The sequence below is a fragment of the Nostoc piscinale CENA21 genome (assembly GCF_001298445.1).
Lineage (GTDB): Bacteria > Cyanobacteriota > Cyanobacteriia > Cyanobacteriales > Nostocaceae > Nostoc_B > Nostoc_B piscinale_A.
The window spans coordinates 988521-1002501 of sequence record NZ_CP012036.1 but is presented as its reverse complement, the minus strand read 5'-3'; the positions used below and the strand labels follow the sequence as shown (position 1 = coordinate 1002501).

The window sequence follows — 13981 nt, the reverse complement described above, 5'->3', positions numbered from 1 at the left end:
GTTTAAGTGAAAGATTGAGGTGGGTATTCCCCACCTTTTTTTTCAACAATTATCGCTGATATAGCAGGAGGCAGAGGAAAAAAGAATTTCTAGATTTAATTCTTCTTTCGTATACTTTATTGAGTTTCAATGCTGTATCTGGAAAAAGTTATCAGCCAGAAGTAGAAATAAATAGGAAGAAACTTAGGATTAAAGCTGATAGTCGTCAAAAATTATTAGTAAAAATTGAGCCATCTCAAAAATTTGTAACAGGGTAACTAGCTAAAATGTCAAAGTTAGCTTTACTAGTTGGCGTAAGTGAATACACACAAGGGTTAAATCCCCTACCTGCTGCGACAAAAGATGTGGAAGCTATACAGCGAGTTCTACTGCATCCGGAAATGGGGAATTTTGATAGTGTGCAACCACTGATTAACCCTGAACCATTAGCAATGCAGGAAGCCATTGAGAACCTTTTCGCTAACCGTCAACGAGATGATTTAGTGTTACTCTTTTTTTCCGGTCATGGGATTAAAGACTCTAGTGGAAAACTTTACTTTGCTACTCGTCTCACCCGCAAAACATCTCAAGGAGAATTAGTTAAAGCTACGGCTGTTCCTGCAAGTTTTGTACATGACATCATGAGCAACAGTCGCTCACGACATCAAGTAATTATTCTTGACTGCTGCTTTAGCGGAGCCTTTGCAGAGAACTTGTTAGCTAAGGATGATGGTTCCATCAATGTGAAAAATCAATTGGGAGGTGAAGGGCGAGTTGTACTGACTTCCTCAACTTCTACTCAATACTCTTTTGAGCAAAAAGGCACAGAACTGTCAATTTATACGCAGTATTTAGTAGAAGGAATTGAAACTGGGGCTGCGGATTCCAACAGCGATGGAGCGATCGCAGTAGATGAATTACACAACTATGCTAAACAAAGAGTACAAGAAACTGTCCCGGCAATGAAGCCCGAAATTTATGCAGTCAAAGAGGGCTTCAAAATTTTGCTTGTTAAAGCTGGGATTCGTGATCCACAACGAAGATATCAAAAAGAAGTCGAAAGAGTTTTAACTGATGGCAATATCTTTCCACCAGATCGCCGCTATCTTGATGAATTATCAAGTCAGCTAGGAATCTCCCAAGTTGAAGCTAATTATATTGAAATTGCCGTCTTAGAAGCCTATAAAAACTATCAAAATAACTTGGAACAATACAAGCAGATTTTATTAGGTCACATCCAACGTGAATCTACTTTAAGTGACATAACTCGTCACAAGCTCAATCAATTTATAGAACGTTGGGAGCTTAAATATGAGGATGTCTTACTAATAGAAAATCAAATTAGGCAACAATTAAAAGTTGCGTCAATAGCTGAAAAACCTTCTAATTCTGTTCCTACCTTCAATGCAAAAACATCAAATATCAGGTCGCAACCCAGAAGCTCTAATTCCTGGGTTGGTGTAGTGATAATTTTCATCGCTCTCAGTTTTCCCTTAACAGTGGGTTGGGTAATATTTCGTTTTGTTACATCAATTTTTCCAGAAATTTCTATCCAACAAGAGCCTGAAATTACAAAAACTGAGTATGAAGCAGTAAAATATGGAATGACCTACGCAGAAGTTGTGAAAATCATTGGTTCACCAGGAACAGAAGATGGTGGAAGCCAATTGAGTTCTGATACAACAATCACCTATTATAAATGGAAAAAAGGCTTTTCAGAACCCAATGTTACTATGACATTTAAGAATAACAGATTAATTCACAAAGGAACTTGGTGGTAAAGTTAACTTTAAGTCCGATAAACATATTCAATATGTTGGATAGGAAACAGAAACCAACAGCATCGAGACTTTGTTAGATTACGCGATCGCCACATTCAACTTACGAACTTATTTCTCCGCACGCAGCATTTTGATATATCTTGAATTGTAGCAACCGAATTAAAACCTTGTTTGATATTCAATCACTGCGCGGCTATCATCTTCTAAATTAGTAGAAGCACGTACCCTTAATTCATCGTTAATGCGGTAGTTTATCCCCCACTGAAAGGGGTCATTAGCTGTTAAAATCTTGATGCTGGAAATCGAAAATTTTGTAGAAATATCAACACCAGCTTCAGCAGCTAATTCTAATGTGGAACTATTTCTACCCGCTTCGGGATTATCAGAAATCACAGTTGGAAATATGCGAAATTCACTCAAACCAAAAGCATTGGCAATTTGATTAAAGGTTGTTTGAAAGTTATTAAATACAGCGGAACCTGCAATATTAATTAAGCCTAATGTACTATCAGCACGTCCTTGAGTGTCAACAAACCCGCCGCCTAATAAAGCAACAATTTCGGTTTGACTGCGTGAGGGACTGCTAGTAAGTTCGAGATTTTCATTGAGTTTACTAGCTGGCCCTTGGACTCTCGCTTCCACCCGCACACTTTCTAATGAACCTAAGCCGCCGACGGAATTGTTTCTGGTGAAATCTGATGTTTGCACTGCATCTAGTACTTTGGCAAATAACCGCACATCTAAAATGGGGTCACGGGGTGAGTCAGCCCGAAATGTGGCTGTATTTTTATAGCCACGCACTAAGTTAAATTGGGTGGTAAATAAATTCACGCCACCTTTTTGCAGCCGAATTGTACCATCAGGTACAGGCTGATTTAAAGCGCCATTAACTTTTAAATTACCTGTAGCACTAAAGCTAAGAATTGGCGGACGAGTAATTTGGATATTGTTACCTAATGTTAATTCCAGATTATTTAATCTAGCGACATTGGGATTACTTCTTGCTTCTGTTTTATCTTGTTTGTTGGCTTTGACAGCATCGCTATTTGTAGGTTGATTGGTGTTGGTTGATTCTGCTAATAAAACCTGACCATCAGATAACCGAATTTGACCACCAATCAGGGGGTTTAAGGCTGAACCTGTAATTTGTAAATTCCCACTGGCACCACCTTTATATAATCCTTTGAGGTTTAAATTTAATTTTTCTAAATTCACAGTCAGAGGATTACTTGCGACTTCTCCATTATTAAAGACAGGAATTTCCCCAGCCGCATTTACTTGACCCCGACTAAATCTGCCTGCGAGACCTTCTACAACAATGCGGTCAAAATTGAAATTTATCTTGCCTGTTACCCGTCTGATTTTACCCGGTAAGGCTTGGGCTGCAAAAGTGGCATCTTTAACGGTGGCAATTCCGGTTAACTCTGGGCGTTGTCTGGTTCCCCGGACTGTTAAATCAATTTCACCTTCACCTTTCTCAAAGGCTATCTGATCTGTTAAGACATTTAGTAGTGCTAACCCTTCATTGCGGACTTTGACATCTAAACTAATTTCATTGCTGGCGGGTGCAGTAGTTGCAAAGGGTAACTGATAAGGGATGCTGCCAGTAATGTTCACTGGTTCTGGCCCAGCAACAGAGACATTACTACCAAAATTCAACCGACCATTGATATAGCTAAAGCTGGCGGTAGCTGATTCTACTGGCTTTTGATTCAGGGTTCCGTCAGTAATTTCTAATTCGCCTTGGGCTTGGGGATTAGCGATACCACCTGCTAAGGCGGCAGAACCATTCAAATTACCTGTGATATCAACTGGAAGTTTGACAAAGTTATTAATTAAGCCGATGGGAAAATTCCTAACTCGCAACTGACCTGATTGGTCTTTACCGCCGATGTTACCTGTGAACGCTAAGAGACTACTATTATCTAACTCGATGCGTAACGGGCGTAACTGCAAGACACCATTTTCAAAGCTACCTTGGGCAATGATTTGTTTTGCATTGTAGTAGCGATCGCTTTCGGTTTCTTTACCCCAGGTAAAGTTCTGCCCGTTAATATCAAACTGTACAGATAATCCGTTGGCTGTGGCTGTATCTAAGGCAATGTCACCGTTAAAGGTTCCCTGTAAGTCTGCTAGTTCTGGTAATAGATTGGAATCCCGCCGTTGTTGTTGCTGTTGTGCTAATTCTGCTTCAATTTCGTAAAAGCGGCGCAGTTGATCAAATAAAGTTTGATTGGGTAAACCACGAGAATAGGTAGTTAAGTCGGTGGCTGTGCCGTAAGCTGGTTCTGATATGCCTCGCTGAAAGTCTTGAATTTCAAATATTTGGGCAACAGCTAACACATCTTGGATTTTGCCTTGGCTGATGTTGATTTTGCCTTGGAGTTGTGGCCCTTTAGGACTTTGACCAAAACTACCAGTAAAGGCATAAATACTGTTACCTTTGACAAATTTACTACTGGTGAGTGTGGCTTTGCCATTAGCATAGCTGAATTGGGCTGTTAATTCATTGCCTTGAATGCGTCCAATTTTTGGGGATGCGATCGCTAAATTACCATTGGCGGCAAATGTTTGTTGATTAACTTGCAAGTCGCCACTAATTAACCCAGCTACTGTACCCGTACCTAAACGCAAAGCTGGTGGTACAGAAACATTCAAGATTTGTAAGGGGAAGTTCTGCACATTCAAGGCGATGTTATTGCCTTGAAATTGTCCTTTGGCTGAAGCATCTTGCCACTGCACTAAAAAGGATTGGGGGCGATTATTGCCGTCTAAATTGAAGGCGATGCGGTCTCGATTGCCCATTAAATTTAAGTTCAAACCCCGCCCTTGGGCAGAATCAATACTACCTGTTAGCAGTGGTTCAAAGGCAATGTTTTGTACTACCAAGTCCCGTAAGGCAATTTTACCACTGACGTTTGGTAAGGGTAATTTGCCTGTGACTTTGCCGTTAAAATCTACCTTGCCTTTCAACGCTACTTGATTAGGCAAATTAATCGGTAACTGTTGCAAATTATAGTCCTGGGCTTGGACATCCAAATTTAAGGCAGTAATTTCTGGAATGCCTGCTTTGTTGGCGTTGGCTGTGATGTCTCCCGTGACATTTAACCCAGGGGCGGTGAGTTGATTAATTGCTAGTTTCTCACCATTCCAAGCGATCGCAGCTGTTAATGGTCGTTCTAAACCTGGCAAACCTTGAGATAACTGCACCTTACCAGAGGCATTGATGTTAGCTAAGGTTGCCGAACCCAGCGCCCCAGCAACTTGTAATCTACCGCCCAATTGCCCCCGCAATTGCTGATTCAACTTCGTTAACTGCACACCACCCGCATCCAAGATAGCTTGATAACGTCCTTGATTCACTTGAATATTTGAGGCGGTAATCGTCCCCCCGGCAATATTTAACTTGCCTTGACCACTGGCTTGAATGGTTTGGGGTTGGAAGGATGTCACCGAACCCGCCACGTTTAATTGACCTGTTAAATCTCCTTGAAATTGGGGCGGGACGGCTGCTAATTTTTGCAAGGGTACATTAGTCGCTGCGACTTGTGCCTGATAACGTCCATCAGCCACGCGAATATTCGTGGCGGTAATTGTCCCCCCTGCCACATTCAATTTAGCTTGACCACTAGCCTGAATGGTTTGGGGTTGGAAAGATGTCACCGAACCCGTCACGTTTAATTGACCTGTTAAATCTCCTTGAAATTGGGGCGGGACTTTGGTCAAGCGTTGGACTGGTACATTTTTGGCTTGAATCTGCGCTTGATAACGACCGTTATTAACTTTGATATTTGCGGCGGTAATTGTCCCCCCTGCAACCGTTAACTTGGCTTGACCACTGGCTTGGATAGTTTGGGGTTTGAAGGATTCCACGGAACCCGCCACATTAAATTGACCAGCTAACCGACCGCGAATTGGTGAAGTCTTGGGTGTGAGTTCCTGGACAGCCAAATTATTTGCAACTAACTGCGCTTGATAATTGCCATTGGCGAGTTGAATATTTGTGGCTGTAACTGTACCGCCAGCGACGCTGAGGTTAGCTTTGCCGCTACCACGCAGGGTTTTCAAGCTGAAATTATCTCGATTCCCGGCGATTTGGAAAGTTCCCGCCAAGCGCCCTTGCAAAGCTGGGGGTGCTTGTTTGAGAATACGTCCTACGTTGATATTATTGGCAACTAATTGGGCGGTAAAGTTTTGGTTTTGGAGTTGGATACTGGCAATAGCAACTGCCCCACCAGCAATCTGCACAGCTGCCCCTTGACTACGAATCGAACTAATTTGAAATGGCCCACTAGTACCAGCTAAAATCAACCTTCCGTTAAATTCTGCCCCATCCAAGGAAACGTTTTGCAGTTGATTTTTATTCACAAAGGGTTCTAACTGCACACCATCACCTGTAACGACGGCTTGCCAACGTTCTTTGGCATATTTACCCACTGCCCGGACTACACCGCGACCAACTTTCAGGGCGACATTTTGGAAGTAAATTGTGCGATCGCTGGCGATGATCAATTCCCCTCTACCTGGGTAGGTAGCTTGGGGTACTTGCCACTGTACCGCCGTTCTCACATTGGTGGGAGTACCTGTAACTTGGGCGGTGGCGGCGACTCTGCCAATACGGAAAGTCGGGCTGGAGTTGTAGATTTTAGCGATCGTATCCCCCGCAAAATTCTTGGCAGTAAAAGCCAAATTCAATCTTGGACTTTTACCCACAGATATTTGACCGCCCCCGATTATTTCCCCTCCCACAGTGGTTTCGCCTTGAACATCTCGCAAAGTTAACAAAGCATCATTCGCCGAAAATTCAAACTTACTCGTAATAGTTTTAAAGTTGATTTTATCAATCCGAGCCGTGTTAATTGTGGCAACCGCACCAGAGAGAATCGGGTTTGTCGCTTTACCAGTAATTTGGATATCCGCTTTGAGTTGTCCCGTTACAGGTACAGGTAATTTCAACTTGAGTGTACTTTGGGCATTCGCAACACTCACTGTTTTAATTCGCCCAGTTAACTGAAGGCCTGTTTTACTATCAATAATGCCGTTGGCAACTACCGGAATTTTGCCGTAGTTGGTATTGAGATTATCTAGCCTAATTTCTGTCCCTTTGAAGTAAATATCCCCTTCTGTATTACTTAACAATTGGGGGACGCGGGGAATTTGCAGCGTCACTTTTTGTAAATCGGCACTGCCATACAACAAAGGAGTTTGTTCTGGCGCAAGCTTAACTTGCAAGTCACCATTCACTCTCCCGGCTTGTAAATTCAGCGGTAACTTTACCAAATTCGTAATTGTCGAAGCGAGTAAATCTTGGCCATGCAACTGGATGTCAGCAACTAGAGTTTTTGGACGGAATTGTCCTTTAATAGCCACATTGCCACCGCTTTCGGCCTGTCCCGCCACATCAAAATTCACCAGTTGGTTATTCTCTAACAGTTGGGCAGAACCGTTAAGTTGGGCAAATGTCACTACCCCTTTTTTCTGTTGACTGAGTAGGTTCACTTTGCCATTCCGCAACCGCAGATGATCTAAATCTGTTTTAATTAATCCGCTTTTGCTTGGTGGTGCAATGGTTGTTGTAATCCAACGTCCTTGGTCGTCTTGTTCAATGTAGACATCAGGGTTAACTAAAGTGACATCCAACTTGAGTTGACGGTTAAAAACTAATTGCCACGGATTAAAACCCACTTCTACAGCCGCCACTGCTGCTTTATCGGGGTCTGTAGATGTAGCGGGAATTTCTGAAGCCCCAAAATTTACACCTGTGAGGGTAAAGTTGGTGACTTTTCCCAGTTTGACGGGACGGTTAATTGTATTGGTGAGGCTTTGTTCTGCTAACGGCGCTAACTCTTTGTGGATAAAACTCTGTAACCGCCAAATCCCCAGAATAAGTCCTACTAACAAGACTCCTAACAACGGAATGCCAGCCCGACTTAAAATCAGCAACCACATCCGCACACGGGTACGGGATTTAATTTGACGTTCTTGATGGCGAGAGTTAGTCATGTGGTTTCACTCTATACTTGCTGAACCTAGGGGAACGTGACTGGCACTAACAGCATATTTGTTCACTATGCCAAATTCCAGAAGCCAAAATAATTTTAGACCTGGGAATTTGCAAGACCTTGGTCAACTCATGTTATTCAGGGGAGTTGGGGGTATATTCAATTAAATTTCTGACGATCTGGAAAGTTTGGTGAATAAATTGAGTTCAAGGCTGAGGGAATCTACAGAGAAAGAAGTTACAAAATCCCTGTCCATCAAAATCATTTACCCACAGCAACTAATTTAGTATTACGTAGATTTTTGACGTATTAAAAGTTTCATTTTTTTAAGCAATTTCACTAAAAACAAAATTATATTTTTTGAATGTACGTCGAAAAATATTAAATATTGCCTGCTACTATTTATACTATATTTTTAGCGATTCATAAAGATGCAGTAAAGACTAACAGTAACAAGTGATCATCCAGCCCACCAAGATAGCTGTTATGGTATAAGCTTTCACATTGCACTGTAGAATCTAGCGAAAAAATCTCAAAATTGTTTTACCTGCAAGCTTTTACCTTTATAAAATTCCTTCAGATTCTGCAAAGTTTCGCAAACGTGGCAGACATTGACGCTGATAAAAGCTGCTTAGGGTAGGAACGGGTAAGCCAAATTCCTCTGAGAGTTCTTTCCAGCTAACTTCCGGTGGTAAGCGTTTGAGAATCAATATCTGACAATTTACATCTGGGCGACCTTTAACGTAAGTGCTGCGTAATTCGCCATCTGCATCTGTTTGCGCCCATATTTGCACGTTTTCGAGAATCGGCGGTACTTGGGGTGTAGCTTGGAGATTTTCAGTCAAATCAATAATTTCTCCATTGCCACCTTGCCAAGACTGGCGCACTTGCAGAGGAACTGTTAAGGCTTGTTCTCGATGATAGTTGAGGTAAAAGTCTTGGAGTCTGCGTTTGAGATAAGCATTTAGCCAAGTTACTACAGTCCCATAGCTGGGGTCATAGGTCTGACCGGTTAAGCCATCGCAAATGTTACGACAGAAATATAACCAAGTTTGTTGCAGTGCGTCTTGATAATAGGGAGTGCTTTCTCGCCAAAGTCTACCGGAAGTTAAACGGATGATTTGGGTCAGCAGCTTTTGACGCTGTGGACTTCCAGGAGGATAACCGCAGGCTTGAATAACTAAGTTGCGTAACTCTTCATCGAGTTCCATGATGGCAATTTTGACAAAAAAATAGCAAGAATATACTAAGTATTGCTTACAATGACATCCAAATATTAACCTGATGTTATGAATAGGCCATATTAATAGATAGAAAATTCCATATTTATTTAGCTTCTTGAATCAATGTTTTAGGTAGGGTTGCGTAAAAAGATAATCATTTCTGCACACCAAGCCAGCCAAGCCTTTTCCGTCTGAATACCACAACGGAGAGTGACATATTGAAATTTCAATTCATCTGGTAATTCTTGGGGTTTAAGAAAGAACTTTTTCTCAATTTCTTGATAGACTGCTAACCTTTGTTGGTGTTGACTTTGGTGAGTTTCGAGTTTTGCCAAGATAGTTTCACGGGTTACTAAATACCCAGCATATAGCTTGACAAGTAAATCACTTTTAAATGGGGTTGCTGTTTCGGCTGTCGCAATCCATTCACATAATTGCTGTTTACCTAAGTCTGTGACTGAGTAAATTTTTTTATCTGGGCGATTTTCTTGTAAGACTTTTTCTGCTTGTAGCCAACCTTGTTCTTCTAAGCGATTTAACTCTCGATAAATCTGCTGAAAGCTGGCTTCCCAAAAAAAACCGACTGAACCTTCTACAGATTTATCAAACCTTTTAGCCAAGTCGTAACCGCTACAAGGACTATTGATCAATACTGACAAAATTGCGTGGGCTAAAGCCATAGTTTTTTATTGTTGACATATTCATATAGTTGAATATATCATGTTGATTATATTCAACTATGTGAATAGTAATTCAGTTGAATATAATCAATATTAAGAGAATCTAGCTATGACAAAAATTATGCCAGGACGCTTCACCGCCGAAGTAGACTCACCATTTGTAGTTTTCTTGATTGGGATGCGTGTTAACCAATTTTGGTCTTTTTCTAAATGGCTACCGGTGGCTCAAGCAATGACTCCGATGCTAAAAACTTTAAAAGAGCATCCCGAAAAAGGCTTTTTGGGTGGAGAAATGTTTTTTAAGTTGTCTCCGTTATCGACTTTGATGGTGTCATACTGGCGATCGCTTGCAGATTTAGAACACTTTGCTCGCAATCCGTCTGATCTGCATTTACCTGCTTGGCAACGCTTTAACAAAGCCGTTGGTAATGATGGCAGTGTAGGGATTTGGCATGAAACTTACATCATCGAACCCGGACAGTACGAAGCAATTTACGGTAATATGCCAGCTTTTGGTTTAGCCGCAGCGACAAAACTGGTTCCCATTACCAAACGCACTGATACAGCTAGAGCCAGAGTAGAAAGAATTAAACAACTTTAGATGGAAAAAGGTTCTGCAAGGACAAACTTTTACTTTGATCTGCACAATGATGGCGAGAGATAGAAAGAAAGCCAAAAATTGATTTTTGGTAACTCTCTGTCACAATCCCTCATGGAATCTAGGAGCCTAAATCTATGACAAGCTTTCGCTCAGAAGATGTACAGCAAATTCTTCAGCGAGCAATGGCTGATCAGCAAAAAGACGAATTTTCGGAACAGCAGTTACAAGAAATGGCGGCAGAATTAGGTATTTCATTTATTAGTCTGCAAACAGCCCAACAACAATGGCAGCAGGAAAAAGAAATCATCAAACGGCGACAAAGGTCTAATGCTTACCGCCTACAAAAAATCAAACCACATCTGATTAGTTATCTTGTGGTGAATCTGTTTTTAATTGTGTTGAATTTAACAACTAGTCCCAGTTACTTCTGGGCAATTTACCCGCTATTGGGTTGGGGATTAGGTCTTGGTCTACATATCATCAGCATTTACCTGCAAAAAGATTAGAAATTTGGGAGTGGGGAGTCAGACAAATCAAGGGTTTGGCGGAGGCGGAAGTTCACAGGTGAATGATTGAGGATTGCTATAGCGATATGTATTGTGATTTAGGCAGTGAAATTTTCTTAAATGAGTTAGTGTAGGCAAAGACTTGTATTTGGTTTTTCAAAAAACTTAGGTGGTGTCAGGTGGGCATTAACTACTATCAATATTCTTTATTAATTGAAGGTTTTGGTGAAAATGCCCACCCTACTTGCAGTTCAGAAATCTGATTAAGATTCTGTTTTGAGGGGTACAATGCTACTCATCTGTTCTAGATTTAACACTCCAGCTAATTCCGCCTCTGTCATCAACCCTTTTTCTAAAACAATCTGTCGTAAGGATTTCCCAGTTATTAATGATTCTTTGGCGACTTCCGCAGCATTGAGATAGCCAATATGAGTGTTGAGTGCGGTGACTAAAGCTAAACTACCTTCAGCGTAAGCTAAACAGCGATCGCGGTTAGCAGTAATATTTTGAATGCAGCGTTCTGTCAGCACGGCGATGGTATTGCCCAGAATTTCAATACTGTGAATCAGGTTATAGGCAATTAACGGCATCATCACGTTCAATTCTAATTGTCCGGCTTGGGCGGCAAGGGCGATCGCACTATCGTAACCCATCACCTGAAAACACACCATTGATGTCATCTCTGCCATGACTGGGTTATATTTCCCTGGCATAATCGAAGAACCCGGTTGCACTGGCGGAAGTTGAATTTCCTTCAAGCCAGTTTTCGGGCCAGAGTCCATCAACCGCAAATCGTGGGATATTTTGACTAAATCCTGGGCTAAGTTGCGTAAAGACCCAGAAACATTGACAAATGGTGCCATACTCTGCATTGCTGCCATTAACTGCGGCGCAGGTTCTAAAGGCATATTCAGCAATTCTGAGAGAACTTCCACCACACGGGTGCGATACAAAGGATGGGTATTCATCCCCGTACCCGCCGCACTACCACCCAAACCCAGCACCATCAAATCTCCAGATGCAGTATAGATGCGGTTTTGATGATCTGTGAGGATTTGCGCCCAAGCGGCAAAAGTATCACCCAAACGCACAGGTACAGCGTCTTGCATGTGGGTTCTGCCAGATTTGACGATATCTTGAAATTCTACCGCTTTGCTTTCTAGGGCGGCGATCGCTTTTTCTAAAGCTGGGTGTAATGTATGAGTCAGTGCTAATAAACCACCAATCCGAATCGCTGTCGGGATGACATCATTGGTAGACTGGCCGTAATTCACATGGTCGTTAGGATTAACTTTTTTGTAATTACCTTTTTCGTCACCGAGAATTTCTAACGCCCGATTTGCTAAAACTTCGTTAACATTCATGTGGTGTGAAGTTCCAGCACCAGCTTGATAAACATCTACCACAAATTGGTCGCGTAATTGCCCAGCCAGGATTTCATCGGTGGCTTTGACAATTGCTTGACTAATCTCTGGGGTAATGCAATCTAATTCCCCGTTGACAATTGCGGTAGCTTTTTTAATTAGTAAGCAAGCATCTACGTAAGTATGTAAAGGCTTTAAACCACTGATTGGGAAATTTTCTGTAGCCCGGAGAGTTTGAATACCGTAATAAACGCTACTAGAAATTTGGCGATCGCCCATTGAGTCGCGCTCAATGCGAAAATTTATATTGTCAGTCATAGTATTGTCTGGATGATCTCGAAATACAGATCATGCCACGTAAATGGCACTCTCTGAAAAAGTGCTGAGTTGAAAGTGCTGAGTGCTGAGTTAAAGTTTCGACTATGCTCTATGTAAAAGTTGAACATAGTCGAGATGTTAAACAAGAGTATATTAAATTTATCTCTGGGCTTACTCAGCAATCAGCACGAATAAAGCCCTTTTTACTATGTACAATCTTCCCAACTCAAATCAATTTATTTAAGTTAACCTAAGTTTAAATAAGCACAGGTAAATATTATGATTAAGACACCAACTCGCCGGATATCTTTAGAGGAATTTTTACAATTACCAGAAACTAAACCAGCCAGTGAATATATTGATGGTGAAATAACTCAAAAACCTATGCCACAAGGTAAACATAGCATACTTCAAGGTGAATTAGTTACTACAATTAACGGTGTAGCCAAACCTAAAAAGGCTGCATTTGCTTTTCCAGAATTACGCTGTACTTTTGGTGGACGTTCCACTGTTCCAGATGTCGCGGTATTTGCTTGGAATCGAATTCCTGTAGATGAAAAAGGCAATATCGCTAATTTTTTTTAATACATACCCAGATTGGACAATTGAAATCCTCTCTCCTGAACAAAGTACAACCAAAGTTACCAAAAACATTTTACATTGTTTAAAGCATGGTACGAGCTTAGGTTGGTTAATTGACCCAGATGAATATTGTGTTTTAGTTTATCCGCCTCACCAGCAAATTATATATTTAGAAAACGAAGAAGATATATTGCCAGTTCCCGATTTAGTCAGTGATTTAAATTTGACATTGGGGCAATTATTTGGTTGGTTAAAATTATCTGAATAGAATTCAGGAGACAGAATTCAGTATCAATTCTGTGTAACTGATAAATAAACAAGTTATACAACCCTGAAGATTTTCAATTTGTATATCTTAAAATATCGGATAATTAAGACTTTTTCAAAAATAATGTTTCAAACTAAATCATGACTCTACCTAATTGGATTACTTTTTCTCGCCTTCTCGGTGTCCCATTTTTGCTTTACGGTTTGTATAACCCGACATCACAAGCTAGATGGATATGTTTGGCAATTTTTCTTGTGGCGGCGCTAACAGACTGGTTAGATGGCTATTTAGCGCGGAAACTCAACCAAATTAGTGATTTGGGTAAGTTTTTAGATCCTTTGGTAGATAAATTTCTGGTACTTGCGCCGTTAATGGTGTTGATTGAATTAGGGAAAGTTCCAGCGTGGGGAGTGTTTTTGATTTTAGCGCGAGAATTAGCGATCGCAGGGTGGCGAGTTAATCAAACTACGATTACCGGGGCGAATATTTGGGGTAAGCTGAAGACTGTGAGTCAAATAGCAGCGATCGCATTTTTGATTGCACCTTTATCATCAGAATGGCAAACTCCTGCATTAATCGCCTTTTGGGTTTCTGTGGCTTTAACTTTAATATCGGGGTTAATTTATCTTTTGCCGCCGAAGATAAGTAATGATGAATAATATTGAAACGCAGAGGTA

General features: G+C 41.2%; 8 protein-coding genes and 1 pseudogene. 5 read left to right on the top strand and 4 right to left on the bottom strand.

The window, feature by feature from the left end; genetic code table 11:
* Positions 1-266 precede the first annotated feature (266 nt).
* Positions 267-1760, top strand: coding sequence for a caspase, EACC1-associated type (locus ACX27_RS04520; RefSeq protein WP_062289012.1), 1494 nt, complete (start codon positions 267-269; stop codon positions 1758-1760).
* Positions 1761-1919: 159 nt separating this feature from the next.
* Here the strand turns inward: ACX27_RS04520 and ACX27_RS04515 are convergent, their stop codons facing one another.
* The 3 genes from ACX27_RS04515 to ACX27_RS04505 all read right to left on the bottom strand — a co-directional run bounded on the left by ACX27_RS04515 (position 1920) and on the right by ACX27_RS04505 (position 9665).
* The gene (locus ACX27_RS04515) at positions 1920-7763 is read right to left on the bottom strand and encodes a translocation/assembly module TamB domain-containing protein (protein WP_062289009.1); all 5844 of its coding nucleotides are present in this window, start codon (positions 7761-7763) and stop codon (positions 1920-1922) included.
* A gap of 562 nt (positions 7764-8325) precedes the next feature.
* Positions 8326-8976 (bottom strand): hypothetical protein, encoded by a 651-nt coding sequence (locus tag ACX27_RS04510; RefSeq protein ID WP_062289006.1) that lies wholly within the window; start codon positions 8974-8976, stop codon positions 8326-8328.
* A 137-nt stretch (positions 8977-9113) separates the two neighbouring features.
* Positions 9114-9665 carry a PadR family transcriptional regulator gene (locus ACX27_RS04505; RefSeq protein WP_062289003.1) on the bottom strand — a complete coding sequence of 184 codons (552 nt, stop codon included), beginning with the start codon at positions 9663-9665 and terminating at the stop codon, positions 9114-9116.
* A 109-nt stretch (positions 9666-9774) separates the two neighbouring features.
* Between ACX27_RS04505 and ACX27_RS04500 the strand changes: the two genes are divergently transcribed.
* The gene (locus ACX27_RS04500; protein ID WP_062289000.1) at positions 9775-10266 is read left to right on the top strand and encodes a DUF4188 domain-containing protein; all 492 of its coding nucleotides are present in this window, start codon (positions 9775-9777) and stop codon (positions 10264-10266) included.
* Between the two features lie 134 nt (positions 10267-10400).
* Entirely contained in the window at positions 10401-10772 is a 372-nt protein-coding gene (locus ACX27_RS04495; RefSeq protein WP_062288997.1) for a 2TM domain-containing protein, read from the top strand.
* A 263-nt stretch (positions 10773-11035) separates the two neighbouring features.
* Here the strand turns inward: ACX27_RS04495 and ACX27_RS04490 are convergent, their stop codons facing one another.
* Positions 11036-12454 (bottom strand): aspartate ammonia-lyase, encoded by a 1419-nt coding sequence (locus tag ACX27_RS04490; protein ID WP_062288994.1) that lies wholly within the window; start codon positions 12452-12454, stop codon positions 11036-11038.
* 279 nt (positions 12455-12733) lie between these two features.
* On the opposite strand from ACX27_RS04490, the pseudogene ACX27_RS04485 reads away from it, so the two are divergent.
* Positions 12734-13304: pseudogene (locus tag ACX27_RS04485) on the top strand (Uma2 family endonuclease).
* 140 nt (positions 13305-13444) lie between these two features.
* Entirely contained in the window at positions 13445-13963 is a 519-nt protein-coding gene (pgsA, locus tag ACX27_RS04480) for a CDP-diacylglycerol--glycerol-3-phosphate 3-phosphatidyltransferase (protein ID WP_062288990.1), read from the top strand.
* The last annotated feature ends 18 nt before the right edge of the window (positions 13964-13981 follow it).

Bases quoted from the DNA above. Each gene is read 5' to 3' on its own strand.
- ACX27_RS04500 (WP_062289000.1), top strand. From the start codon at position 9,775: ATGACAAAAATTATGCCAGGACGCTTCACCGCCGAAGTAGACTCACCA.
- ACX27_RS04515 (WP_062289009.1), bottom strand. From the start codon at position 7,763: ATGACTAACTCTCGCCATCAAGAACGTCAAATTAAATCCCGTACCCGT.
- ACX27_RS04520 (WP_062289012.1), top strand. From the start codon at position 267: ATGTCAAAGTTAGCTTTACTAGTTGGCGTAAGTGAATACACACAAGGG.
- pgsA (WP_062288990.1), top strand. From the start codon at position 13,445: ATGACTCTACCTAATTGGATTACTTTTTCTCGCCTTCTCGGTGTCCCA.
- ACX27_RS04490 (WP_062288994.1), bottom strand. From the start codon at position 12,454: ATGACTGACAATATAAATTTTCGCATTGAGCGCGACTCAATGGGCGAT.
- ACX27_RS04495 (WP_062288997.1), top strand. From the start codon at position 10,401: ATGACAAGCTTTCGCTCAGAAGATGTACAGCAAATTCTTCAGCGAGCA.
- ACX27_RS04505 (WP_062289003.1), bottom strand. From the start codon at position 9,665: ATGGCTTTAGCCCACGCAATTTTGTCAGTATTGATCAATAGTCCTTGT.